The 26,498-nt window shown below is 34.7% G+C and carries 26 protein-coding genes and 1 pseudogene; 18 read left to right on the forward strand and 9 right to left on the reverse strand.

The window, feature by feature from the left end; all coding sequences use genetic code 11:
* Positions 1 to 116: 116 nt before the first annotated feature.
* From ACFFIS_RS08620 to ACFFIS_RS08635, 4 genes are all read right to left on the reverse strand, one after another.
* Positions 117 to 857 carry an AAA family ATPase gene (locus ACFFIS_RS08620; protein ID WP_390187102.1) on the reverse strand — a complete coding sequence of 247 codons (741 nt, stop codon included), beginning with the start codon at positions 855 to 857 and terminating at the stop codon, positions 117 to 119.
* A gap of 240 nt (positions 858 to 1,097) precedes the next feature.
* On the reverse strand, positions 1,098 to 1,997 hold the full coding sequence (locus ACFFIS_RS08625; protein WP_390186998.1) for a 3-hydroxyacyl-CoA dehydrogenase: 900 nt from the start codon (positions 1,995 to 1,997) through the stop codon (positions 1,098 to 1,100).
* Positions 1,998 to 2,111: 114 nt separating this feature from the next.
* Positions 2,112 to 3,017, reverse strand: a complete 906-nt coding sequence (locus tag ACFFIS_RS08630; protein ID WP_390187000.1) for an EamA family transporter — start codon at positions 3,015 to 3,017, stop codon at positions 2,112 to 2,114.
* Between the two features lie 125 nt (positions 3,018 to 3,142).
* Entirely contained in the window at positions 3,143 to 4,435 is a 1,293-nt protein-coding gene (locus tag ACFFIS_RS08635) for an arsenic transporter (protein WP_390187001.1), read from the reverse strand.
* Between the two features lie 326 nt (positions 4,436 to 4,761).
* Between ACFFIS_RS08635 and ACFFIS_RS08640 the strand changes: the two genes are divergently transcribed.
* The 5 genes from ACFFIS_RS08640 to fosB all read left to right on the forward strand — a co-directional run bounded on the left by ACFFIS_RS08640 (position 4,762) and on the right by fosB (position 7,283).
* Positions 4,762 to 5,175 (forward strand): NUDIX hydrolase, encoded by a 414-nt coding sequence (locus ACFFIS_RS08640; RefSeq protein ID WP_390187003.1) that lies wholly within the window; start codon positions 4,762 to 4,764, stop codon positions 5,173 to 5,175.
* A 167-nt stretch (positions 5,176 to 5,342) separates the two neighbouring features.
* Entirely contained in the window at positions 5,343 to 5,684 is a 342-nt protein-coding gene (locus ACFFIS_RS08645) for an ASCH domain-containing protein (RefSeq protein WP_390187004.1), read from the forward strand.
* 13 nt (positions 5,685 to 5,697) lie between these two features.
* Entirely contained in the window at positions 5,698 to 6,324 is a 627-nt protein-coding gene (locus ACFFIS_RS08650) for a hydrolase (protein ID WP_390187006.1), read from the forward strand.
* Positions 6,315 to 6,821 carry an NUDIX hydrolase gene (locus ACFFIS_RS08655; RefSeq protein WP_320378743.1) on the forward strand — a complete coding sequence of 169 codons (507 nt, stop codon included), beginning with the start codon at positions 6,315 to 6,317 and terminating at the stop codon, positions 6,819 to 6,821. Before ACFFIS_RS08650 ends, ACFFIS_RS08655 begins: the two co-directional genes overlap by 10 nt.
* A 36-nt stretch (positions 6,822 to 6,857) precedes the next feature.
* Entirely contained in the window at positions 6,858 to 7,283 is a 426-nt protein-coding gene (gene fosB / locus ACFFIS_RS08660; RefSeq protein WP_320378744.1) for a metallothiol transferase FosB, read from the forward strand.
* A 70-nt stretch (positions 7,284 to 7,353) separates the two neighbouring features.
* Here the strand turns inward: fosB and ACFFIS_RS08665 are convergent, their stop codons facing one another.
* Both ACFFIS_RS08665 and ACFFIS_RS08670 read right to left on the reverse strand, forming a co-directional pair.
* Complete coding sequence (locus ACFFIS_RS08665) at positions 7,354 to 8,628, reverse strand: DUF5068 domain-containing protein (protein WP_390187007.1); 1,275 nt, start codon at positions 8,626 to 8,628, stop codon at positions 7,354 to 7,356.
* A gap of 145 nt (positions 8,629 to 8,773) precedes the next feature.
* The gene (locus ACFFIS_RS08670; RefSeq protein WP_390187009.1) at positions 8,774 to 9,730 is read right to left on the reverse strand and encodes a DUF2628 domain-containing protein; all 957 of its coding nucleotides are present in this window, start codon (positions 9,728 to 9,730) and stop codon (positions 8,774 to 8,776) included.
* Between the two features lie 545 nt (positions 9,731 to 10,275).
* On the opposite strand from ACFFIS_RS08670, the gene qoxA reads away from it, so the two are divergent.
* The 7 genes from qoxA to ACFFIS_RS08705 all read left to right on the forward strand — a co-directional run bounded on the left by qoxA (position 10,276) and on the right by ACFFIS_RS08705 (position 16,788).
* Complete coding sequence (qoxA, locus tag ACFFIS_RS08675) at positions 10,276 to 11,133, forward strand: cytochrome aa3 quinol oxidase subunit II (protein ID WP_390187010.1); 858 nt, start codon at positions 10,276 to 10,278, stop codon at positions 11,131 to 11,133.
* Positions 11,134 to 11,210: 77 nt separating this feature from the next.
* Complete coding sequence (qoxB, locus tag ACFFIS_RS08680) at positions 11,211 to 13,187, forward strand: cytochrome aa3 quinol oxidase subunit I (RefSeq protein WP_320378749.1); 1,977 nt, start codon at positions 11,211 to 11,213, stop codon at positions 13,185 to 13,187.
* Positions 13,159 to 13,755, forward strand: a complete 597-nt coding sequence (gene qoxC / locus ACFFIS_RS08685) for a cytochrome aa3 quinol oxidase subunit III (protein WP_390187011.1) — start codon at positions 13,159 to 13,161, stop codon at positions 13,753 to 13,755. Before qoxB ends, qoxC begins: the two co-directional genes overlap by 29 nt.
* Before the next feature lie 7 nt (positions 13,756 to 13,762).
* A complete protein-coding gene (gene qoxD, locus ACFFIS_RS08690) occupies positions 13,763 to 14,047 on the forward strand; it encodes a cytochrome aa3 quinol oxidase subunit IV (RefSeq protein ID WP_320379772.1) in 285 nt (94 codons plus the stop codon).
* Positions 14,048 to 14,412: 365 nt separating this feature from the next.
* On the forward strand, positions 14,413 to 15,282 hold the full coding sequence (locus tag ACFFIS_RS08695) for a CPBP family intramembrane glutamic endopeptidase (protein ID WP_390187012.1): 870 nt from the start codon (positions 14,413 to 14,415) through the stop codon (positions 15,280 to 15,282).
* A gap of 39 nt (positions 15,283 to 15,321) precedes the next feature.
* Positions 15,322 to 15,687: a hypothetical protein gene (locus ACFFIS_RS08700; protein WP_320378751.1), complete on the forward strand. Its 366-nt coding sequence runs from the start codon at positions 15,322 to 15,324 to the stop codon at positions 15,685 to 15,687.
* Positions 15,688 to 15,903: 216 nt separating this feature from the next.
* Positions 15,904 to 16,788 (forward strand): aminoglycoside phosphotransferase family protein, encoded by an 885-nt coding sequence (locus ACFFIS_RS08705; protein WP_390187013.1) that lies wholly within the window; start codon positions 15,904 to 15,906, stop codon positions 16,786 to 16,788.
* Positions 16,789 to 17,013: 225 nt separating this feature from the next.
* Here the strand turns inward: ACFFIS_RS08705 and ACFFIS_RS08710 are convergent, their stop codons facing one another.
* Positions 17,014 to 17,490, reverse strand: coding sequence for a hypothetical protein (locus tag ACFFIS_RS08710; RefSeq protein ID WP_320378754.1), 477 nt, complete (start codon positions 17,488 to 17,490; stop codon positions 17,014 to 17,016).
* Positions 17,491 to 17,771: 281 nt separating this feature from the next.
* Here ACFFIS_RS08710 and helD point away from each other — a divergent pair, with 281 nt between their 5' ends.
* The 3 genes and pseudogenes from helD to ACFFIS_RS08725 all read left to right on the forward strand — a co-directional run.
* Entirely contained in the window at positions 17,772 to 20,087 is a 2,316-nt protein-coding gene (gene helD, locus ACFFIS_RS08715) for an RNA polymerase recycling motor HelD (protein WP_390187014.1), read from the forward strand.
* A gap of 115 nt (positions 20,088 to 20,202) precedes the next feature.
* A complete protein-coding gene (locus tag ACFFIS_RS08720; protein WP_320378756.1) occupies positions 20,203 to 20,970 on the forward strand; it encodes an alpha/beta fold hydrolase in 768 nt (255 codons plus the stop codon).
* Between the two features lie 221 nt (positions 20,971 to 21,191).
* Positions 21,192 to 21,341: pseudogene (locus ACFFIS_RS08725) on the forward strand (transposase); the annotation flags it as partial.
* Between the two features lie 150 nt (positions 21,342 to 21,491).
* Here the strand turns inward: ACFFIS_RS08725 and ACFFIS_RS08730 are convergent.
* Positions 21,492 to 23,081 (reverse strand): peptide chain release factor 3, encoded by a 1,590-nt coding sequence (locus tag ACFFIS_RS08730; protein WP_390187016.1) that lies wholly within the window; start codon positions 23,079 to 23,081, stop codon positions 21,492 to 21,494.
* 518 nt (positions 23,082 to 23,599) lie between these two features.
* On the opposite strand from ACFFIS_RS08730, the gene ACFFIS_RS08735 reads away from it, so the two are divergent.
* Both ACFFIS_RS08735 and wrbA read left to right on the forward strand, forming a co-directional pair.
* Positions 23,600 to 24,055 carry a MarR family winged helix-turn-helix transcriptional regulator gene (locus ACFFIS_RS08735; RefSeq protein ID WP_320378757.1) on the forward strand — a complete coding sequence of 152 codons (456 nt, stop codon included), beginning with the start codon at positions 23,600 to 23,602 and terminating at the stop codon, positions 24,053 to 24,055.
* Positions 24,056 to 24,206: 151 nt separating this feature from the next.
* On the forward strand, positions 24,207 to 24,812 hold the full coding sequence (wrbA, locus tag ACFFIS_RS08740; RefSeq protein ID WP_320378758.1) for an NAD(P)H:quinone oxidoreductase: 606 nt from the start codon (positions 24,207 to 24,209) through the stop codon (positions 24,810 to 24,812).
* 91 nt (positions 24,813 to 24,903) lie between these two features.
* Here the strand turns inward: wrbA and ACFFIS_RS08745 are convergent, their stop codons facing one another.
* Entirely contained in the window at positions 24,904 to 26,064 is a 1,161-nt protein-coding gene (locus ACFFIS_RS08745) for an acyl-CoA dehydrogenase family protein (RefSeq protein WP_390187019.1), read from the reverse strand.
* A gap of 247 nt (positions 26,065 to 26,311) precedes the next feature.
* On the opposite strand from ACFFIS_RS08745, the gene tnpA reads away from it, so the two are divergent.
* The coding region (gene tnpA / locus ACFFIS_RS08750) for an IS200/IS605 family transposase (protein WP_390187021.1) at positions 26,312 to 26,498 on the forward strand (187 nt) is incomplete at its 3' end.

The following is a 26,498-nucleotide window of genomic DNA, read 5'->3' on the forward strand; positions in this document are numbered from 1 at the left end:
GTATAAATATACAAGAGGGAATTTAACATATTATTCTCATACGTTTAATATATAGATTCAAATTCCTTACTAGTATATAGTGTTGCAGAATTTGTATGCATGATACTTGTTCAAGATTAATCATGCAATAAATAATGTATAAGTCTATCTTTATCTTCAAAGAATTGTTTCATCGTAACATAATGATTTGTTTTCTCAAGAGAAGTCTCCCTAGCTCCATCTTCCGTAAATTCAATTATTTTAGCATGTGGATAAGCCATGATGATGGGAGAGTGGGTCGCAATAATGAATTGGGAGTTTCGATTGATTAATTCATGTATATGAGTCAACATGGACAACTGTTTTTGTGGTGACAATGCGGCTTCAGGCTCATCAAGTATATATATGCCGTTTCCACGAAAGCGATTCATAAAAGTGGCCCAAAAAGACTCCCCGTGTGATTGCTCATGAAGCGAAACACCACCGAATGAATCAATAATGCGTGGTCCTGGTGCAGGGGCGTTATCCATAGCTTCAATATTAGAGGCAACATTATAAAATGTTTCCGCGCGTAGAAAAAAGCCGTCTTTTGGCTTTTGCACACCTCGTACGAGTCTGATATGTTTTTCTAAGGATGAATGTGAGTCATATGTCGTAAAATTAAAATGAAAGGAACCACCTTCTGGATTAAATCCGCAAGCGATAGCAATAGCTTCTAATAATGTTGATTTACCCATGCCATTTTCCCCAACAAAAAAGGTGACATGAGGATGGAAAGATAGTTCATCTAAACGTTTAATGCTTGGTAAATGAAATGGATATTGGTTATAGGAACCAATATTCTCGCGTTCTAAACTAACACTCCTTATATATTGCATTCCTCTTATATTTTCCACTAAAAATACCTCCGTACAATTATCGCTTGGATAAAATCATAACATAGAAAGGCTAGGATTAAAAAATAATCACTAAAAAAAGAGGTAAGGACATAAAGGCCTGAAACCTCCGTTAAACTACCTATAATTAGTAAAAGCTTCATAATAAATACTAAATGAAGTAGTTGAGGGGTCTGACCCTTTTGTATTGTCCCAACCTCTTTTGCGGTGAAAGAGTGGTATTTATCCTTTTAGAAAATCAGGTTTCATAAAGTTTGGGTTTGGATATTTGTAGAAACCTTCGCCAGTTTCTCTTCCAAGTTTCCCTTTGTCGATGTATTCCTTTTTAAGTACATCTGCAACTTTTTGATATTCAGGATTACCAGTAGCCTTTGCTTTTGCTAACGTAATATTATATGCAGTAGTGATTCCTACTACATCTAATATGGCGAATGGACCAAGCGGTGCACCAGTTCCAATCATCCATGTTTTATCAATTGTTTCCACATCAGAAACTTCTTTTACTAACAGTGATTGGGCTGCATCTAATAATGGAACGAGCAAAGAGTTTAATATATATCCAGGTTGTTCTTTGTATAATGGTAGTGGTACCATACCAATTGCTTTCGCAAATGCAATAACTTCATCAAAATATTTCATATTCGTACCAGGGTGTTTCATTACTTCACCCGTATTATTTTTCCAAATTTCATTAGCAAAATGCAATGCTAAAAACTTTTCAGGTCTTCCAGTTACTTCGGCAAATTGACTTGGAAGTAGGGTCGAAGAGTTTGTTGCAAATACAGTCTTATCTGGTGCAACTTTTGCTAACTCTTTATAAAAATTCGTTTTAATATCAATCACTTCAGGAATTGCCTCTATTACAAGATCAGCATCTGCAACTGCTTCTTCTAAATTTGTATAAAAGGTGATACGATCATACGCATTGTTTACCTCTTTGATAGATGCTTCTAAGTCTTCTTGATAACGTGCTTTTAAAGAAGTTATTCTTTCTTTTGCCTTTCCAATTGCTTCATTATTTATGTCATAAACTGAAACATTGAACCCCTTAAAGGCGGTCTGGAATGCAATTTGACTACCTAATACACCGCTACCAGCAATCGTAATATTTTTATAGTTCACTTTTAGGACTCCTTTTATTGTAATATCTAGGGTGACTCTTATATTATAAATCAAGAAACGAAAAGAATGCAGCTAAAACTACTTAGTTTGTATAATTGGTCTTTTCGATAATTACTACAACTCATCTGCTATTCCTAATAAAATAATGCCGAGCATTACGATTGCAATCATCATATATTGCTTTTTATGTAAAACTTCCTTTAAAAATATGCGTGATAAAATTACTGAAAATATTCCGTGAGAAGCGATAAGTGGTGCCGCAATCATGGCATTCCCTGCAAGCGCAAAGACATAGAAAAATTGACCAGTTGTTTCTAGAATAGCAGCAAACCCTTTATCTCGCTCCTTAAAAATAATAAAATTCTCTTTCTTGATTAATTTTAAATATAAATAGGAAAGGATTGCACAAATTAAAAATGTAAATTCATAAGCGAGTAAAGCTGAAGATTCACTAATTAATGCTAGTTCATCTAAATAAATGCCATCTGCAAAACTACCTAGTCCATCTATGAGAGCGTACAATATAGGAAAGATAATCGCCAAAAACCCAATCCGGTACTTTTTATCAACTTCCGTGGAAGTCGCGAGTGCAACTGTTTCATCCTGTTTTTCGTAAATTGCAAGTCCAATAACACCTGCTGTAACAGCTATTACTCCTACTATGTCAAACATACTTAATTCCCTTGGGAAAAAGATAAATAATAAAATAGCGGTTACTGCACCTGAGGAATTTTGCACTGGCGCCACAATTGATAGCTCAATATATCTTAATCCAATGTAACCAATCGTCATCGATAAAATATACATGGAAGAAACGGGTAAATAGCGAATCATATCAAACGGTTCAAAATTAACACCTGTAACCATTATATAGGCTACTGCATGAATACCCATTACAAAGCCCACCATTACGACGATTTTTAGATGGCTATAACGATCCTCAATATTTGATCCTTTCTTGTAAAATAAATTCGCAGCACCCCAAGCGAATGCTGTTAAAAGTGAAAAAATAAACCACATGTTGCTATCTCCTTCTAATGTTATACATTTATCATACTATGAATCTTTCATTATACAAATGTGTTAGAAATTAAATAGTTTGTTAAAAATAGATGTTCAATTATTTTTAAATGGATTTTTGAATCCTAATGTATAATTTGTAGCCAAATAAACAATCCAGTTAATGTAATAAATAACGTGGGAATTGTTAAGATGATCCCAATTTTAAAATAGTAACCCCATGTAATTTTTACACCTTTTTTATTCAAAATATGTAACCATAGAAGTGTTGCCAGTGAACCAATTGGTGTGATCTTTGGTCCTAAATCAGAACCAATGACATTTGCATAAATAAGCGCCTCTTTCATTGCGCTTGATGTAGTCGTATCTGCAATAGCAAGTGCATTAATCATAACGGTTGGCATATTATTCATAACGGATGAGAGAATTGCTGCGATAAAGCCCATTCCAATAGTGGCTGCATACATTCCTTGATCTACAACAACTTGTATAACATTGGCCAACAACGTTGTGAGACCGGCATTTTTTAAACCGTAAACGACGACGTACATACCGATGGAAAAGAAGACAATGTTCCACGGAGCACCTTTTAATATATCTACTGTATGAACTACTGCACTTCGTCTTGCAATCAGTAAAAAAATTATCGCAATGATTCCAGCAATGAAAGATACAGGTACTTGAATAAATTCACTCAGAAAATAACCAACTAATAAAATGGATAGGACAACCCAAGAGGTTTTAAACAAAAATATATCCTTTATTGCATCTTTCGGTTGTTTTAATTGTGTCGTGTCATATTCTCTAGGTATATTTTTTCGAAAGGCGATATACAGAACTAAAATACTAGCTAGAAAACTAAACAAGTTCGGGACAATCATTCTGGATAGATATTCAATAAAACCGATATGGAAAAAGTCAGCGGAAACGATGTTTACAAGATTACTTACGATGAGTGGAAGTGAAGTCGTATCCGCGATAAATCCTGATGCCATAATAAAAGGTAATATCATTTTATCTTTAAAATTCATTGCTTGTACCATTGCTAGGACAATCGGTGTAAGAATTAATGCAGCTCCATCATTTGCAAACAAAGCAGCAACGATTGCTCCCAAAAATGTTATAAGTAGAAACATTTTTACTCCGTTACCTTTAGCTACTCTTGCCATATGTAAAGCGGCCCATTCGAATAGTCCAATCTCATCTAAAATAAGTGAGATAATAATTAGCGCAATAAATGTTAGTGTCGCATTCCAAACAATACCTGTTACATCTAGTACATCTTGGAAATTAACGACACCAACTAATAATGCTAAGCCTGCACCAATACATGCTGACCAACCAATCGAAAGGCCTTTTGGTTGCCATATAACAAAGACGAGTGTGATGAAAAAAATTAAAATTGCAATATATACCATAAATGTGTTCCTTCCTATCTTTAAGTTAATTACAAAGTTTTCTTGTTCCTTCTATTATATCTGGTCTCACTAACTTTTACGAAATTTCCGGACATAAGTGGAAGAAATATATGGAAACGTTATAGGCATTTTTGTTATGCTATGAATAGTGAAATATTTTAGAAATTAACAAAACTATGGCGGGGTAGTAGTTTTATAAGGAAAAATATCTAGATGGCCAATATTATGGTGATTGGGATACAGTGCAACGCGATTATAAAGCAGATAATTTTCGTTCTGCAACACATTGGGTATTGCAGAATGAATGTTGAACGGGAGTGGTAGAGATGGATAAGTGGTATGGTGCAGCGGGTGTTTGTATGAATGAAAAGCGGCAGATATTAATGGTGAAACAAGGCTTATCTAATGAAGAGAAACTCTGGTCGGTGCCCTCTGGTGGCAAAAAGCCAGGAGAAACTTATGAAGCATGCTGCATACGTGAAATCCGCGAAGAAACTGGATATGAAGTAATGATTAAACGGTCGATGTTTGTAAAGAAAAGCCATGCAGTTGAAGTACATTATTTTGAGGTAGCAGTAATCGGTGGAAGTGCCAACATACAAGACCCAGATAAATTAATCTATGAAATTGCTTGGAAGTCAAAACAAGAGATTAAGAATCTAGCGCTTTCCTTTCCGGAAGACCGTCATACACTAGTAAATTTTATTAATAAAAAGTTAGTGGAAGAAGGAGTAAAATGAATAGATTAAATATTATTACAAAGCTTGGTTAAGGTTATGGCGAGTATTTTGCAGACTTAGATGGTTAATTGGGAAGTAGCGTATAGTCAAGATTGAGATTGAGAATTTGATGAATCCAATATGCTAGTCATTGTAGATAAATAAAATAAAAGAGCGGTGATTTCAATATGTTACATAAAATGAGTTTATATATAGCGCCATTTCAATCTATCAAAAGCGGTAGGAAGACTGTGGAAGTTCGCTTAAACGATGAAAAGAGACGAAAAGTAAATATTGGCGATACGATTGAATTTACAAAAATTCCAGAGGGAAAAGAAAAACTTAGAGTAGAAGTAATCGGGTTACAGAAATTTACGACATTTAGAGAAATGTATGATACGTTACCAAGTGAAAAGTTTGATACAGTCAATATGTCAATAGATGACATGGTTAAGAGTACGTATGAGATTTATTCCCCGGAACAAGAGATGAAATGGGGAACATTGGCAATTTCTATAAAACTTATTTAAGGGGGAGAATTAAATGGGTTCATGGATGATGCATGTTATTATTGCAAATAAAGTTGCGGGAAAATTACCGAATAGGGATAAAAAAGCTCTATTACTCGGTGGAATAGCACCGGACGCAGTGCATGGACAGTCGAAGGTGTTATCCCATTTTTATGAGGGGGACCATGAAAATTACTCAAGAAATATTGCAGCAGAAACTTTTTATAAAAAGTACGGTACTTACAAGGATATCGATTATATTTTAGGCTACTACATACATCTCATTTCCGATGATCTGTGGTTAAAAGGATTCTATTTGCCTTGGTTGAAGAACCGTATGGAGCATGATAAAGAACTTTTTCATCGGTATCATCATGATTTTCAGCTTTTGAATGGCAAGTTAATCAATCATTATAAAGTAGATTTAAGGATATTTGAAGATGTAGAAAATAGGAAAATACCTGATTTGGAAGAAGTGTCAGCTGAGCAGGTGAAACGACTTCTAACGCAAGTAAGATCGCATTGGGATAATGATGGGGATATTTCACAGAATTCATTACAGGTATTTACGTTAGAGCAAATAGTTGGATATATTGAAACAAGTGTGGAAATAAGCATGTATTTTTTAAATGAGAAAGGTTATGTAACGACATGGAAGTAAATATTAAATATACCATATGTTTTATTCGAAAAGGGCATGAGATACTCCTGTTAAATAGACAAAAATCACCTTGGATGGGAACTTGGAACGGTGTTGGTGGAAAAATAGAAGCAGGTGAGTCTCCAATGGATTGTGTTATAAGAGAAGTTGAAGAGGAAACTGGCATACATGCACTAGATGTGAAATTTAAAGGTGTTGTTTCCTGGATAGTAGATAACAAGAGAATAGGTGGAATGTATGTTTTTGTTGCGGATATTGACCATTACGAATTTCCTACACCAAGGTCAACACGTGAAGGGATTTTGGATTGGAAAGATTTCGCTTGGATTGTCCATGAAGAGAATGTTGGTATAGCTAACCTACATTATTATCTACAACGAATATTCCAAGAAGATATGGTATACGATCATCAATTTGTATATCACAATCGTGAAGTAACAGGTTTTAATTCAGTTCCATACATACAATCTACTTTTGAAACTTCAATATCATCATAAAAAAGGTTTTGAAAATGACGATGAGGGGGAGCTAAGTTGATAAAAGGATTGAATCATTTGTTGTTTTCTGTATCTGATTTAGAACAATCTATTACGTTTTATGAAAAAGTATTTGGGGCTACATTATTATTGAAAGGGAAAAAGACTGCTTATTTTGATGTAAATGGATATTGGCTTGCTTTGAATGAAGAAAAGGATATACCGCGTCGTGAGATTTGGGAGTCATATACGCACCTCGCTTTTTCAATCAGAGAGGAAGATTTTGAAAAAGTATATGAGAAGTTAGTTTTATCAAAAGTAAATATATTACCTGGTAGAAAAAGAAATCCCCGTGATAAAAAGTCTATTTATTTTACCGATCCAGATGGTCATAAGTTTGAGTTTCATACAGGGACATTAGAAGACCGTCTAGCTTATTATCGTGAAACAAAACCGCATATTCATTTCTATGATGAGGTATAAATAGAGAGCTGGCGGTTTGGTGAAAGCAAAGAACCCCTGCACGATAAAGGTGAGGGGTTCTATTCATTCTTTATTTACTAGGTAATTCAAAATTCATTCGTTTTTCTTTGAAAACATAGCCGTCTTCTCCAAGGAAAGGTCCAAATTCAATTTCAAACTTTTCATAGATATCAAAGTATTTTTTTTGCATGATATAGACAAGAATATGTTCACCTTTATTACCAGGTTCTAGTTTTCTCTCATCATATGCGCCTAACATTCCTTGTGAGAGAATCCTAGCATCACCATCATCTACAAACAGAGTAGCACTATAGCTATCATTATAAACCATTTCATCGGATTGGTTATCAACACTTAGCTTTACGCTTAGCGCGACCAGTTCATCATCCCCAAAATTACGGAATCTGTCTTTACTAGATTCATTTGGCGTGATTTCTGTATATTGAACGCCTTCTACTGTTAGCTTATAATCATATAATTCTTCTGTTTTATTTATTTCTAGGTCTTCAAAGATGAGTTCCTTTTTGGCAATATTATCAGTCGTTAATTTATCTTGATAAAATGTTGGTGCACTGGCTGCTTTTTCAGCTTGATCTTTACTAATTGCAAAGTCAAATACCGCCTCTGAGCCAAATGAATTTGTGTAGTCTTCATTCTCCGATGCTCCAGCTTCAATGATGAACTTCGGATCATTCTTTTGTAACTTTTCATACTGTTCATTTGTCATGACAAAAGTTAAAAAGAAGTTTTTTTCTGTACCAGCTAAAAACATATTTGTTTTCTCTGTATCAAATGTCAATTTTTTTTCTTCTGGAATATATTTATGGGCTGTTGAGGGAAGATAATCAAATTTGTCTTCCATTTGTATACGCATACCATAATTATAATGGACATCTTTGTTACGTGTATTTTTTACAGTTACATCAGCAGTTACAGCATAGCCTTCTAAGTCCTCATTAAACTGGATGTCTTGACTTTGATTCATGTCAGTTACTTTTACTAGTTGATATTTATGTATAGTTACTTCGAGACCGTCTAAATCATTGTAATAATCCGGATCATTGTTTGTAAAGATAACTTCGACATCACCATCTGTTTCGGAGGCGATTTCTGGATTCATAATTTCATTGTCTGAAGCATCTTTCGTCGTTTCTGATTCCGTGTCTTCATTTTCATCTTCTTCCACTACTTCTTTATCGTCATCCTTGTCAACCTGATTTTCTTCAATCTGTTTATCCGCATCCTTTGGTTCTTCTTTTTCTTTACTAGCATCTTTACTACAGGCTGAAAGCACTAGAATAACAGAAAGAAGCAACAAACCAAGAATTTTATTAGCCTTTTTCAAATAAATCATCCTTCCCAATGATGTAATTCCATAGGTTATTATGACATGAAATTTTTAAAAAAACATCGGACTTTTTTCATGGGATAATATACCCTTGGGGAAGTGGAGGGAGAACAAATGAAATATCCCCAAAGAATCCTTCATTCTATGGGGACATATCGCTGTACAGATAAAATAAATAATCCAAAAAATCATTTGCATCTTCTTCATAAAGTTCTTCTCCGTTTATATAAATCGTTGTAACTTCTAATGTATCTAAATGACGATCATTATAAAATGAAATCAACACATCATGTTTCTCGTTATCAACATGCATCATACCATGAAAATCTACATGATCGGTATCTTGATTTTTGTTTGTGTATTCCCAACTACCAGTGGTAAAAATATAATCAAATAGTTCTTCAATCGTAATTTCTGGTGAGTCTTCAAAATGAGAATATTTAATTGTGTCAATGGAATTAATATGTATTGGCAAAAAGTAAGAAGGTATGCCATAAACGAGAAAAATGAGTACAGCAGAGAATATAATACCTAGCCAACTAGTTCCGCCATTTTCTTTATATAGTGTCTCGCGATCTATCTGATTCGGCTTCATGTGTCGAATCAATTTTACTTGTTGTTGTACACGCTTTTCATATAAAGCATTTCCGTATAATCCTAAAAGAACAGATACCCCAATTTGAATGGCATAATCAATGGGGTCTGCGCGAAGGTCCATACTGTACTCGTAACCGAGAAAGTATAATAAAATATCGATGCCGAGAAATCCTAATAAAATAAAAATGATTGGTTTATACATTTTTCGATAACCTAACCAAAATAAAGAGAAGAAAAATGCAGCAAAGTTAAAAGATAGCCCATTTTTTTTCGATGCCTTTTCCCATTTTATTTCATATAGGTCTGCCTTTTTTCCTACAAATAAACGTACATCCTCTTCAAACTGATGTACAAATAATTCTTTATCTTTTATTTCCGCACTGTTTCCCGAATCATCTTGTGTGTGAATATTACTTTCAATCGTCTTTTCTAAAGGGTATCCACATTGTGCGCAGTAAAATCCATCGTGGGAGTTTTCAGTCTTACATCTTGAGCAAATCAATATGTCACTCCTCTCTATCATGACAAGTTGTCTACTTATTTTTATTTGCTGTTATCAATATCAACCATGTGCTAGTTTGATAAGATTTATCTATGAATATACGTGTATTGTAACGCAAGTCGCAGCAAAATAAATAGTTGGATATAGAAGCCTGTTTTATTTTTATGTCATATTACATTTAAAAATGATATTACTTTTATATCTTAATGGACATATTAAGTGAAAAGAGGGCTTTATGGCAAGGGTAAATAGGGCTGGGCATAAAGTAGTGAGGGGTGAATGCGTGCTATTTTATATTAATATAAAAATTCACTTACATCCTTTCGGAAAATTTTGTCTGTGACTTTTGTCACAAAATGTATAAAAACAATTGAAGATTTTGTGACATATTAGTTTTGAAATGGAAAATGTAAAAAAATAGGAATAAAATTACATAGTTTCAAAAAGTCTTTTGATCTACTTATCATTCGTTCAGGTTAGAAGAATTGAATCTCATGTTAAAGTGGTTCACATACTGAAGACAACTAAATAGAAAGGGGATAATTATGAAGAAGAAATGGATTGTACTAGGCTTAGTTATTACTATTGTCACAATGTTAACAGGTTGTGATCTAAAAGTATTAGATCCAAAAGGGCCAGTAGCTGAAAATCAGGCCAACGTTATTAAGATTTCCATGTGGACGATGGCCTTTATCGTGATAACAGTTGTTTCACTGTATATATTTATGCTGACGAAGTATCGTGCTTCAAAAGCGACTAAGGATTATAAACCACCACATATTGAAGGTAGTAAGGTATTAGAAACAATCTGGATTATTATACCGATACTTATCGTTGCTTTCTTATCAGTTGTTACGATTAAATCAACAAGTGAAGTTGAAGCAACACCAAAGGGTTATGAGGATCAGGAACCGCTCATTATTTATGCGGCATCTTCAAACTGGAAATGGCATTTTAGTTATCCAGAACAAAATATTGAAACTGTAAATTACGTTAACATTCCGGTTAATAGACCGATAGAATTCCGACTATATTCTTATGGACCTATTACGAGTTTATGGATTCCGCAACTTGCGGGTCAAAAATATGCAATGAGTGACATGGTGAATACGTTACATTTACTAGCAGATACACCAGGTTCTTATTTTGGACGAAATGCTAATTTTAGTGGAGCTGGTTTTGCTGAAATGGAGTTTGAAACATTGGCAATGCCACAAAAAGACTTTGATAGTTGGGTAACAGATGTGAAACAAACAGCAGATAATTTGACGGAAAAAGACTTTAATGGATTATTAAAAGATGGACATGTTGGTCGTAAAACATATAATGGGACACATTTAACATTCTTACCAGCGCCTGAAGGGGAACATGCTGGACACCATCATATGAAAATGAATGAATAACATTGTTTGTACATTTAGTTATCGTGATAGAACGAATGAAAGAAAAGTAATGTCATAGCAAAAAAAGGAGTTACAACATGAAGGAATACTTTTCAAGATTTGCAGTACCTCATAGCGAACCGATGATTGTTATGTCACAAATCGCGATTGTCGTTGTATGTATCGCAATCGTTGCTGGAGTAACTTACTTTAAAAAGTGGGGTTATCTCTGGAAAGAATGGCTAACAACCGTTGATCATAAAAAAATTGGTATTATGTATATTTTATCTGCATTACTTATGTTATTTAGGGGTGGAGCAGATGCGTTGCTCATGCGGGCACAAACATCCATGCCTGCAAATGGTTTATTAGATGGACAACATTACAATGAGATTTTTACAACACACGGTGTTGTGATGATTTTATTTATGGCAATGCCATTTGTTATTGGATTAATGAACGTCGTTATCCCATTACAAATTGGTGCTCGTGATGTTGCATTTCCACGATTAAATGCACTTAGCTTTTGGTTGTTCTTCTTTGGGGCGATGTTGTTTAACATTTCGTTTGTAGTTGGGGGTTCACCTGATGCAGGTTGGACAGCATATTTCCCACTTGCAAGTAATGATTTTAGTACAAGTGTCGGGATGAACTACTATGCTATTGCAATTCAGATTGCAGGTATTGGTACATTGATGACCGGTATTAACTTTATTACGACAATATTAAAAATGCGTGCACCTGGTATGAAATTAATGAAGATGCCTATGTTTACATGGTCCATCCTTATTACAAATGTCATTATTGTTTTTGCCTTTCCTGTATTAACAGTAGCACTTGCACTAATGACGATGGACCGTTTGTTTGGAACACAATTTTTCACGATGGCAAATGGTGGAATGGACATGCTTTGGGCAAACCTATTTTGGGTTTGGGGACATCCAGAAGTATATATCGTAGTACTTCCAGCATTCGGTATCTATAGTGAAATTATTTCAACGTTTGCACGACGTAATTTGTATGGATATAAGTCAATGGTTTACAGTATGGTTGCCATTTCGGCATTATCATTCCTAGTTTGGGCACACCATTTCTATACAATGGGACATGGTGTCATGGTAAATGGTATTTTCTCTGTGACAACGATGGCGATTGCCGTTCCAACAGGGGTGAAAATGTTTAACTGGTTGCTGACATTATATAAAGGGAAAATTGAATTTAAGGTACCAATGCTATGGGCAATGGCATTTATTCCAATCTTCTTAATTGGTGGGGTAACAGGTGTTATGCTTGCGATGGCAAGTGCCGATTACCAATACCATAATACAATGTTCCTAGTTGCTCACTTCCACTATGTATTAATTCCGGGTACTGTTTTTGCAGTGTTAGCTGGATTTACGTATTGGTGGCCAAAAATCTTTGGCTTTAGTTTAAGTGAAAAAATTGGAAAATGGTCATTCTGGTTTATTGCAATTAGTTTCAACGTCACATTCTTCCCAATGTTTATAACAGGATTAAATGGTCAAGCAAGAAGAATGTATACGTACTCTGAGTCAACTGGTTTTGGACCGTTAAACTTCCTATCCTTTATCGGTGCAATTGGTATGGCAATTGGATTTGCCTTAATTGTTTATAACATTTATTGGAGTACACGTTATGCACCAAGACACGTGACTGAAGATCCATGGAATGCACGCTCACTTGAATGGGCAACACATAGTCCAGTGCCGGCTTATAATTTTGCGATTACACCAACAGTTGAATCGACACAAGCTTTCTGGGATGCAAAAGAAGAAGGTAAAGAATTATTCAGAGGTAAATATGAACCGATTCATATGCCATCAAATAGTGGATTGCCGTTTATCATGAGTGTTATTTTCTTCGTGTTCGGATTTAGTATGGTATTTGGTATGTGGATTCCAGCAATTATTTCTGCTTTAGGAATATTTGCATGTATGGCATACCGTTCCTTTGAAAAGGATCACGGGTATCATATTTCTGTCGAAGAAATTATGGAGACTGAAAAGAAATGCGAGGTGCTTTCACATGAAAATGGACCACTCACTGCCAAGTGAATATAGCACAGAACAAAACCGCTTGAAAATCTTTGGCTTTTGGATTTTCCTTGGAGCTGAGATTGCATTATTTGCTACATTATTTGCAACGTATTTTACATTAGTTAACCGGACAGGTAATGGCCCGTCTGGTCATGATATTTTTGAACTTACTCCTGTATTGATTGAAACGATTGTTCTGTTAACGAGTAGCTTTACAATTGGACTAGCTATCAATGCAATGCGTTTAAATAACAAAAAAGCGATGATGGGTTTCCTAGTTATTACGCTTTTGTTAGGACTAGGCTTTTTAGGAGTAGAAATATTTGAGTTCACGCATTATGTGGAAATTGGTGCAGGTTTAACAGTTAGTGCATTTACATCTGGTTTACTAACATTACTTGGTACACACGGTATTCACGTTACATTAGGTTTCTTCTGGGGACTTATGATTCTATTCCAGGTAAAAAATCGTGGCCTCACAGCTGAGACAACAAATAAATCATTTATCTTTTCGTTGTACTGGCACTTTCTAGACGTTGTCTGGATTTTCATATTCAGTTTCGTTTATTTGAAAGGAATGATGTAAAATGGAATTGAAACAATTATTTCCCGTAAAACATGTGATGGGGTTTATTTTTTCACTTGTACTAACCGCTGTTGCCTTATCCGTCTTATTGTTTGATGTATCACCAAAGACGGGTGTTGTCATTCTTCTTATCACCGCATTTATGCAAGCAAGTATTCAACTTGTCATGTTTATGCATGCTGGTGAATCAGAAGATAAAGCATCAATTTATACAAATGTTCTATACGCCTTATTTGTCGCAATTGTAACGATTCTAGGTACATTGCTAACGATGATTTGGGGCTATCAATAAAATCAATGATGTGAAAAACCTAGTAGTGATATTGCTGCTAGGTTTTTTGTTTTTTATAATCAAAAAATCTTACCACTTGCGTTTGGTTTCGAATGTAAAACATGCAAATAAGAAGAATGCAGATAGAAACCAATGAAAAGTATGACGGAAGCTTCAGCAGAACAAAAAGGAGAAATGAAACAATTCTATGCACGATATTAATAAATCTACTCAAAATAAAATGACATTAAGCTATTTAGTTATTTATCTTTTTATTAAAATCACATATAATAGAAAACATTCATTACTGAAGAGTGTTAATAGTTATATATATCATACTTATCGTGGTGAACATAATATGAAAACGAAAATTAGGGGTGAGGTTCATGTTCAAAAATAAAAATAACCAAATTCGTTCAGGATGGTTCATTTTTGTAGCTTTTATTCTCATGGTGATTTTGAATGGTTTATTTTCATATCCAGGGATATATTTCTTTTTGAAAGAGGTTGTTGTCCATGATCAGAGTGAACTATATCAGATGTTGGAAGGCCACCCTTGGTATAACCTCTTTGTGAATGGTGGAGCAGTCTTAGGGACAATTGTTAGTGTCATTGTTGCTTGGAGGTTTTTAAATAAGAAAAAGATAATTGAGTTAGGCTTTGGAAAGGGATTTAAGAAGTTTGGATTTGGACTCATATTAGGGGGATTATCAATTACGTTTATTTTTATGATCCTACTTATAACGAAGCAGATTACATTAGAAAATGATTTAATAACCCCCCACTTCTCAACGTTTACAATGACATACTTACTATTTTTTATTATCGTTGGCTTTGCAGAAGAATTATTTTTCCGTGGTTATGTGATGCAAACGATGCGACAAACCGGAAATCATAAATGGGTAATTTATATTGTCTCTGCTCTCATTTTTAGTGGTGCTCATGGTGCAAACCCGAACGTTTCTATATTGGGATTGCTGAATATCTTTTTAGTTGGGTTATTGTTTGCATATATGTTTGATAAGTCAAATAGTTTGTGGATGCCAATTGGCTATCATATTACATGGAATTACTTTCAAGGCTCCGTTTTTGGGTTTGCAGTGAGCGGAACAGAGCCGTATGGACTGTATGATGTGAAGTTAAACAGTAGCCATGACTTTTTAACAGGTGGTACTTTCGGACTGGAAGGTGGATTACTGGCAACACTCATGATTATAGTTGGTTTTTTTATAACGTACATATATAGTAAAAAATAGATGAAATGATATAAAAATTAAAAGAAAGTTGGCAGGTTAATGAAAAAGTCAAATAAGGTAATTCTTACGATAGCGATTATTTGGTCAGCAATTGTCATGTTGATTGTATTTCGCAATATCTACCATCCACTAGCTACAGTAGCGCTGGTAGGATATGGATGCTTCTTAGTTGGGTTTGCGCTCTATTCCATTATTTTAGTTATCCTAAGCGTACGTAAACAACCAAAGTCTGTTGTAAGACAAAGATTTCGAACATTTTTTATCTGGTTTTTCGGATTATCTATTGCGCTCATCGCGATAAAATTATTAAGAAAGGAAAGTATGCATATTTATAATTTGGCCCTTCCATTAGGTATGTCATTTGGAATTGCATTTTTAAATATATTAGGTAAAAAGGAAGTGTAGTAAGTTTTGAAAATGGGGAGGTGGAACGGAAATGAGTTTAGAAAGACTTCTATAAATGGTGGGAGAAGAACCTAAAGTATGCAATATTGCATCAACTAAGTAATGTTAATTATGGTCCGTTGAGAATGAGAACCCTGTACGGAAAAATAGATAACGCCATAAGATGATGTTGATTAATAATGATGAAAATATTACTTGGGTAGGTGAAAATGCTAGATGGAGACTTGGTTGAAGAAAATTCCGCTTGTGTTAGAATCTGAAAACGTAAAGCAAATTAAAAAGGGTTATTCAAGTGATATTAAATACATAATTGATGAAAAATTCCTCATTAGAATTTTTAAAAATGAGAGTGAGCGTAGAAGACGTGAGGAATTTAATACGATTAAACAATTAGGGAATTACTCGGAATATGTGCCCAAAGCAATTACTTATCAAATGGAAGAAGACTTTTCTTACATGGTTCTTTCTTACTTTGCAGGTGAAGACGGGGAGAGTGCGTTAAGTAGTTTAACAAAAAACGCACAATATGATGCAGGTTTTCGAGCTGGTAATGAATTATACAAATTGCATCAATATAAAGATCCGAATGTGAATTTAGATTGGTATTCGCATAAAAAAGAGAAGACAAAACGATATTTTCAAGAGTTGGAGCAGCTTAAAATTGATAAAAAGTTGAAAACGTTATGCTTAGATTATTTTATAAAAAACGAATCATTAATGAAAAGGAGACCGACAACATTTCAACATGACGATTTTCATCCAGCTAACATTATTATAGAAAACGGAAAGTTTGCGGGAATTATTGATTTTCAGCGAATGGACTGGGGTGATCCTATACATGACTTGCACAAACTTGGGTTTTTCTCTAGTCCGATTAGTATTCCGTTTACACAAGGAATTGTTGATGGGTATCATTTGCATACGAAATTAAGTACCGACTTTTGGGAACTATATACGTTATATAGTGTCATACACCTTGTATCATCGCTTGTTTGGGGCACGAAGAGGGGGATGCAAGAAAAAATGATGATGTATGCGATGAATGTCCTAAAGGATCACGATAATTTTACGCGGATTATTCCAAGATGGTATCAAACGTAATGACAAAGTAAACTAGGAATATACTGGAAAAGGTTGTTTATAATAAGCAAAACGAAATGATAGGAGCAACAATCATTTCTCTACTTACGCTTATGATAAGACAAAAATTAAAAAAAAGATGATATCTCTACATATTTTGCGAGCCAGCCTAACGCACTTATGCTTTCTATTCAAGCTATAAAATATTTATAAAGTAGGCGATGTACTATGAACTGCTTTTAATATCTATAATAAAATATGTAGAAAAATAATAATAAATAGTGTCATCCCAATATATAGGTGAAGCATTCTCTTTGTTCTTGTAGGCCAATAAAGGCGTAACCAACCTGTTATTACCATACTTATCATTAAAATACCCGCACATAGACCGACAGTAAACTTTGACCATTGAATAGGAATCCCGTAGCGGGAAATGATGGATACGCCATGGATGATAACGAAAAATAAAGCTATCGTACCTGTCCAACGATGAATTGGCATCACTTTTTTTGATAAGTTAGCCCATTTTATTTTCTTTTGTCGAACGGGTGTATTTCGTATGGTTGAAAATACAGCATGCCTTGTCCAGTTAAATAAAAAGAATAATAAACTAATAAAACCTAACAATAAAGGCCAATAAGAAATTGAAAATGGATGTCTGATTAATAGTTTCCAAATAGATAAAAGCAATAATAATAAATTAAATAAAAACCATATGCTCATTTATGTTACCTCATCGCGTATTATTGTTAAATCAAGTATACGCTTTATCTAGCTAATCGTAATGATTTATATCACAGTTTATATTAAATAATTGTTTTTGATACAAAATAAAAAAAGCACCCTGCCCTTTTAATCAAAAGTTCGGTTGCTATTTATAAGTGATTATGTTATTATTTATAAGTTAAACGATATAATATATCAATATATATACAAGTATCTAATTATATTATATCAACTATTTTTAGGTGTGTCAACTAAAAGATAGGAGTGATTTTTTATTTATGACAAACGAAGAAAGAAATCGGTTAATAGAACAAGAACGGGTAGATCAAGTAATCGATATTATACATAAAAAACAACAAAAATTATATGATTCGTCTACAGCGTTACGTGATAGTGTTATCGAACTTAGAAAAACGTTTTGGGAAGATGTAACTGTTAATTTAGATGAACCAGACGATATCATCGAAACCGAAGCTAGTTTAAAACAGCAGGCGGAATTATTATCTGAACGAGAGCGTACACATAGGCAGCATTATCGGGAATTAAAATTATTGGAGGATCTAGAAAGTTCCCCATACTTTGGAAGAATTGATTTTGTTGATGACGAAACGGCAGAAAAGGATAAATTGTATATTGGTATCGCTTCATTAATGGATGAAAAAGATGAAGACTTTTTAATATATGATTGGCGTGCACCTATATCAAGTCTTTATTATGATTATTCTCCTGGGAAAGCTACTTATGAAACCGTTGATGGAAAGATAACAGGAGAAATGACATTAAAACGCCAATTTATTATCGATAACGGACATATAGATGGAATGTTTGATACGGGTGTTACGATAGGAGATCGACTTTTACAAGAAGCGTTGGGAAATAATGCGAGTGCAATGATGAAAAGTATTGTTGCAACGATTCAAAGTGAGCAAAATAAAATTATCCGTAACGAAAAGAGTAACTTGATGCTTGTTCAGGGTGCAGCTGGTAGCGGAAAAACATCTGCAGTATTACAACGCGTTGCCTTTCTCATGTATCGTTATCGTGAAACGTTAAATGCTCAAAATATGTTGCTCTTTTCTCCAAATCCACTGTTTTCAGGGTATATTGCGAATGTATTACCAGAATTAGGAGAAGAAAATATTAGGCAAAAAACCTTTTATCATTTTTTAAAAGATAGTATTGAAAAGAAATTAACAGTTGAATCACCTTTTCAGCAAATGGAGTATGTATTAACAAAACAAACGGACCAAGATTATGAAGTTCGTATGAATAGTATTGCATATAAATCAACCCTATCTTATAAAGATTTGCTTGATCGATATGTAAATAAGTTGGCAGAAACAGGAGTATATTTTAGAAATATCACGTTCCGTAAGCAAATACTTGTTTCTAAAGAAAAAATAACTTCTTATTTTTACTCCTTAGATGAAGATATGATTCTTCCAAATAAGATGGAAATTGTAGCAAAATGGCTTGTTACAGAATTAGAAAATATTGAAAGAGATGAACGAGAGAAAGATTGGGTAATGGAAGAAGTCGAGTTGTTAGATAAGGAAGATTATTTACAAGCATATTATAAAAATCAAGCTATTGATGAAGAGAATTTTGGCTTAGAAGAACAGTTATTACGAAAAGAAGTTGTGAAACGATATTTCGGACCAATGAAAAGAAAGGTGAAGCGGTTTGCATTCGTAAATATTTTGGCCACATATTTTGCCCTGTTTAAAGAGCAAACTGTAACTCCGGTAGCATTGCAAGATTGGGAAGATATTTGCCAGCTCACAATGACGAGTTTGGCGAATGGTGTCTTAACATGGGAAGACGCCACACCGTTTTTATATTTGCAGGACCAACTATTAGGAAATCATGTAAAAGGGGAAATCAAACATTTGTTTATTGATGAGGCACAAGACTACTCTGCCTTTCAATTTGCTTATATTAAATATTTATTTCCATATACACAAATGACATTGTTAGGCGACATGAATCAGACAATTTACCATTATGCAACGAAAAATCATCCATTAATCTCTGAAAATCGTGAAAGTGTGGAGCGAGTTACATTAACAAAAAGTTATCGTTCAACGACAGAAATCGTAACGTTTACGAAGACATTTGCTCCAAGTAGTGAAATTATCGAGCCGTTTCACCGCGAAGGAAAGAAACCGCAACTCATTAAATTAGAGAAGTGTGACCCGGTAGATCTTACAATTGTTAATGTAACGAAGAAATTGCTAGAACAAGGATATGAAACAATTGGAGTCATCAGTAAATCTGCTGCACAAACAGCAAAGCTCTATCATAATTTAAAGGGACAATTACCAGTTAAAATGATTCACGAGGAAACGTATCAGTTTGACAAAGGGATTTTAATCTTACCTGTTTATTTAGCGAAAGGAATCGAATTTGATGCGGTTATTATTCCGGATGCTTCTGAAAAAAACTATTATAATGAAACAGATAGAAATCTTTTTTACACTGCATGCACCCGTGCGATGCATGAACTTGTGATGATAACAACAGAAAAACCATGTTTATTTATAAATGAGGCACCACAATCAAGTTACGTTTTGGAATTTAAAATAGATAATTAATAAGACTTCTAATGTGGAAGTCTTTTATTTTGCATAGTATTCATATTATTAACTCGAATTTTATAAAAAATATGATACGATTAAAAAAGGACAAACAATTTGGGGAGGATTGTCTATGACGAAAGTAACTGTGAATGGTGTAGAGCTTTTTTATATGGAAGAAGGACGTGGGGAAGCAATTATTTTTCTTCATGGGCTAACAAGTAATCATCATATGTTGAAACAAGAAATGTATGTATTAAAGCATCATTATCGTGTGATTGGTGTAGATGCAAGAGGGCATGGTGAATCTGAGAAGCCAAACCATTACACATTGGAGGACCATATCCAGGATGTTATTTCACTGATGGATTATTTACATATTGAAAGAGCTCATTTAATTGGTATGTCGATGGGGACGTATGTTGCACAAGGTGTGGCAATACAAATCCCAGAAAGAATTAAAAAGATGGTACTCATTTCGGGTAATACGCATGCGAAAGATTCAGGAACGAGCTTACTTGAAAAACATAAAGAAGAAGTGGAAGGCTTAGCGTTTGATGAACAACTAGGTAAGTTGTCAGCCTATGTATTTCATCAATTAGATAAGATAGGCCCATGGATGTCTGGTATTCCTGGACGCCTCACGCCAGAACAACAAGAAATTGCGGCGGATGCCTTAGCAACATTTGATTTTAGGCCTGATTTACATAAAGTAAAAGCTGAAACACTCGTGATTAGTGGCCAATATGATGGTTTAAACCCTCCAGAAGATGGAAAAGAGATTGCCAATCATATTCCGGGTGCACAATTTATGTTATTTGAACAGTCTGGACATGCACCTAACATTGAGGAACAGGAAAAGTTTCAAAACGTACTGAGGGAGTTTTTTGATTTAAAATGAATAGATTATAATAAAAAAAGCAGCATGCAATTTATAGTACTGAATCCATAAATTTGCGGTTGTACAATAAATGACGTTGGTAGTCAAATCTCGCCAGCGTCGTTTTCTTGTTTACACGAATTAATTTCATGGGCCAAAAGTAGTTGTTTGAGTATGAATATTAAATGGCGCGTACATACCGTTGTCCCACATGAGTCGGTCACTTTTCATTCCGGACAACTAATAAGATCAAGGTACTTAATCGGGTCGCATATGGCTATCGGAATTTTAATCATTACAAAAATCGAATAAGAATACATTTCAAGTTGAAACCATTAATCAAAACACCAAACACATCTGATAAAAACAAATCACACGCTAGGGCAGTATAACTTCCCTAGCGTGTGATGACCAAATACATTTTTTGAATTGACTAAAATTCAATACTAACGTCATTTGACGTAGAGCCAAATTTGCTTCTGCTTTTTTATTGTGTATTTTTTAGTAATTTTGTTAACTTATAAGCTAGGTAGCCTTAAGTGTTATGAATTCAGCTGTTGAAACTGATTCGTGTCAAATAGATCAATGAGCTCAATTTTTGGGTTTTTCTCTTTAAACCAATTTAAAGCAAATTCATTTTTAAATAGTGCAACATAATTGCCAGCTCTGTCTTTTACTAAAAGGCTTCGATCATCAAATAGAGAGCGTTTCACTTGCTCTTCTTTTAACCAGCGAGGAATTCTATCGCCAATTGGTTCTAGCATAATATCTACATTATATTCGTTTTTCATCCGATATTGGAATACTTCATACTGTAATACTCCAACAGCACCTAAGATATATTCTTCTGTCTGGTCACGGCGATATAATTGAATTGCACCTTCTTGGACGAGTTGCTCGATGCCTTTATGAAACTGCTTTGATTTCATTGCATTTTTAACGGTTACTTTTTCAAATAATTCAGGTGGGAACTGTGGCAATTCATCATATTCAAACCGCTCTTTTCCATCAACAAGTGTATCACCAATTTGATATTGATTTGGGTCATATATCCCGATAATATCACCTGGATATGCAACATCAACGGTGTCTCTTGATGATGCAATAAATTGTTGTGACTGGGACAATTTAACTGTTTTACCTGTTCGAACAAGTTGCACACTCATCCCACGTTCAAATTTACCCGAACAAATACGCAAGAAAGCAATACGGTCACGGTGGGCTGGATTCATGTTTGCTTGGATTTTAAAGATAAAGCCCGAAAAACTTTCTGTGTCAGGTGATACAATTCCTTCTGTTGTTTTTCTTGGACCAGGTCCTGGGGCCATTGAAATAAAGGCATTAAAAAATGTTTCTAAACCAAATGGCGCCAATGCACTACCGAAAAAGACAGGTGTTTGTTCTCCAGCTAGTACTTTATCTAAAGAAAATTCGTCGCCAGCTTCTTCTACAAGGGAAAGCTCATCAAGTGCTGATTGATAGGTGGATTCGTTGAATAGCGTTTCATTCTCAGGTAACGCCATTTTATCTAAATCAATACTTGTTTCTTCCTCATTTCCATTAAATTTAATGAATTGCTGGTGTTGGCGATCAAAGACGCCTAAAAATCTTTTTCCCATACCTGCGGGCCACGTCATTGGATACGTTTCAATTTCTAATACTTCCTCAATTTCCTCTAATAGGTCTAATGGTTCCCGACCTTCACGATCTAATTTGTTAATAAACGTAAAGATTGGAATACCACGCATACGGCATACTTTAAATAATTTAAGTGTTTGTGCTTCAATACCACGTGTTGAATCAATAATCATAACAACACTGTCAACAGCAGTTAACGTTCGATACGTATCTTCACTAAAATCTTCGTGTCCAGGCGTATCTAGAATATTTACATGGTAACCATTGTATGAAAAATTCATTACACTTGATGTGACGGAAATACCACGTTGTTTTTCAATTTCCATCCAATCTGATGTAGCGAATTTTCCAGATTTTTTTCCTTTCACTGTACCTGCAGAACGGATTAAGTTTCCGAAAACAAGTAATCTTTCGGTCATCGTCGTTTTCCCAGCATCAGGGTGGGAAATGATTGCAAAGGTTTTGCGTTTAGATACTTCTTCATTTATACTCATCAGAAAATCCCCTTTTTATTTTGAAATGGTATGTGTATTATTTTGCGAGGATTTTTACATTGGATAGGACTCCTTTATAACATTTTTTATACGTTAAACGATAGCATAAAAAAAAGCTGTAAGTCAATGTTGAAAGTGTATAGAGAGCCAGATCGATATGCTAGCATTAATTCCATATATATATGTATAGATTATATGATATATATTGTGTACGTTGTTTTATATCATACATTAGAAATTTTAGAGTAGATAAGAAAGAAGGGGAAGTTACTTTAAGCAGCTTCGCGAAAGAAGAAGTATCTTGATCTATAGGAGTGCAAAGGTAATAGTACAGTGAGATGGCGGTAACGCAGGCCTATGGTACAATCAGTGTTAGATAATGAAAGGCTATTAAGTAGAAATGAGATATTAGTTTGGATGGAAATACCTTTTATCATATTGCACGCATCATGAACACTTGACAGCTCATAAATAAATATTATATAATTATCTCGAATTCGAGATAAAGGATGAATGTAATGGAGACTCCAGAATTTTGCACAGAAGATGGAAATTTATCTTTGAAGCTATTTGTGGTTTTAACACGCGCGCTACAAAGTGTTGAGGAAAAGGTGATGCAAGATATAAAAGGGCATGGCCTTAACTTAACGGAATTCGCTGTACTAGAATTACTATATCATAAAGGCGATCAACCAATACAAAAAATCGGTGAAAAAGTATTGCTAGCGAGTAGTAGTATCACGTATGTCGTAGATAAACTTGAAAAGAAAGGTTATCTTGCTCGTATAGCATGTCCGAATGATCGACGTGTAACATTTGCCTCAATTACTACTATTGGAATAAATTTAATGGATGAGATTTTTCCGAAGCATAAAGAGGCAATCCGTCAAATCATGGGTGGCCTTAATATGGAAGAAAAGCAATTTGTGATAGAGGAATTAAAAAAACTGGGCTATTATGCTAAAAATTTATAGAAAACTTATGCTACATCGTGAGCATATTTTTTTACAAAAGTATCTCGAATTCGTAATATATGATTTAAAGGTTATTTATGTTTAGTATTAGTGAATACTGAACATATTAACTTAAGAATGTAACTAAAAAACTTAAAGGAGATAGAACAATATGGCAAATGTAAAATTAGCTGTAGTTTATTACAGTTCAACAGGTACGAATTATCAAATGGCAAAATGGGCAGAAGAAGCTGGTAAAGCTGCTGGTGCTGAAGTACGTGTATTGCGTGCACCTGAACTAGCACCTGAGGCTGCAATTGCTTCAAATCCAGCATGGAAAGCGCATTGGGATGCAACTAAAGATGTGATTCCTGAAGCAACATCTGAAGATTTAGAATGGGCTGATGCAATTCTATTTAGTGTTGCGACACGTTTCGGTGGAATTGCATCTCAAATGAAACAATACCTTGATATGCAAGGTGGACTTTGGGCAAAAGGTGCGCTAGTTAATAAAGTAGTAAGTGCCATGTCATCTGCACAAAATAATCACGGTGGGCAAGAGGCAAGCATATTATCTCTTTATACTTCACTTATGCACTGGGGTGCTATTATTGCAGCGCCAGGTTACTCAGATCCAGTATTATTTACAACAGGTGGAAATCCATATGGTGCGAGTGTGACTGTTGATGGAGAAGGTAACATGGTAAACGATGTGAAACCTGCAGTTGATGTACAAGTGAAACGTTTAATTGATATTGCAGCACGAATAAAAGGTTAATAAAAGGACGTTGTAAAGAAGGGTCTGACCCCCATAGTAATTTGGGGCAGACCTTTTTGTTTTGTTCAAGGACAGACGTCGTTGATCCATATTACTCTGTCTTTATTCGCTGTAACGACTGATTAGCTAATTGCATGAGTGTCATATCATCCATAGGTGGATTGTGTAATCCAGCGCGAACATCTCGATAATATCGTTGCAATGGATTCTTTTCAGATAAACTTCTTGCTCCAACTATACGCATTGCTAAATCGATTACATGAATCGCTTCATTCACGACTTCGTATTTTACCGCACCAAGTTCAGGTTGCATCGTTTCACGAATTAGCGAATTGCTTTTATCCCATTTATTTGCAACACTATAAAGAAAATGCGTGCATTTTACAAGTTTTAATTCTATTTCACCAAGTTTTTGTTTGACTGTAGGAATTTCCGATATCGTAGTATTAATGCTATTCGGTGAATAGGATTTCGCAAAGTTAACGGCAACTTCTTGGGCCGCTTTTGCAATGCCTAAATAGCAGGCTGGTATATGCAGTAACCATCCTTGGGGTGATTTCTTACCTGGTGTTCGTTTATTAACAAAATCACTTTCCGCGATGACAACGTCTTTTAAGATTAAATCGTGACTACCTGTTGCGCGCATTGCGATTGCATCCCACGTTTCTTCTACTATTACACCAGGTAAATAATGTTGAATTAAAAAGTCTCCAACTTCACCTGTATCCTCAATTGTAGCACTAACGTTGAAGTGGGTAAGCATAGGAGCCATCGTTGTAAATGTTTTACGGCCGTTTATCTTCCAACCATTGTTCGTTTTTTTAGCAGTTGTTTCAGGCTTACCTCCACGAGTAGGACTTCCGGTAGCAGGTTCGGTAGCAGAATTGTTGATGAGAGCCCCGTTATTTAATACGAGATTTGCAAGTTGGCGATATTTTTTATCCCCCCATATATTGTTTTCACCAAGATTTTTCATAATCCCCATATGCCAACCAATAGATAGGGCAGTAGAACCATCTGCTTTTGCTATAATTTCTTGATGTTTTAACATTTCATATAAAGAGATTCCCATCCCACCATATTGTTGTGGAATAGTTAGCCCTGTATATTCAATGGCAATGAGATCTTTCATGTTTTCAAAAGGAAAACTTGCTTGTTTATCATGTTGGTAAGCACGAGATGAGAAGACATGCACCGTTTCTTTCATCAGTTTAATCCGTTGGTCCATCGATTTACATGAAGTTAATTTCAAATCATACATCCCCTTTGCAAAAATGTTATGATTATGTATGATTATTCCATTGATTCAGAAACTGTTCAAATATATTGTTTTTAACGTACTTCCGAAAGAAGTCTCCCTCTTCAATCGTGTGAAGGGCGTAGCCCAACGGTAAGTGGGAGATGAATTTCGGTTGGGTGACAGCCCAAAGTCTTTTTCTTTTGCCTCTTTGCTCAATATGGTATAATCAGTCATATAAAGTGTTGGAGTTGATATTATAATGGAGTTGGACAGTAATAACCACTCGGTGTTCTCGATGTATTACCATCTTGTGTTAGTCGTAAAGTATCGAAGGAAAGTAATAGAAGATACTATTTCAGACTATGCTAAAGATAAATTTGTGTCGTTGAGTGAAAAATATAATATCACATTAGTTGAATGGAACCACGATATTGATCATATTCATA

Source organism: Paracerasibacillus soli, from assembly GCF_042432965.1.
Classification (GTDB): domain Bacteria; phylum Bacillota; class Bacilli; order Bacillales; family Amphibacillaceae; genus Paracerasibacillus; species Paracerasibacillus soli.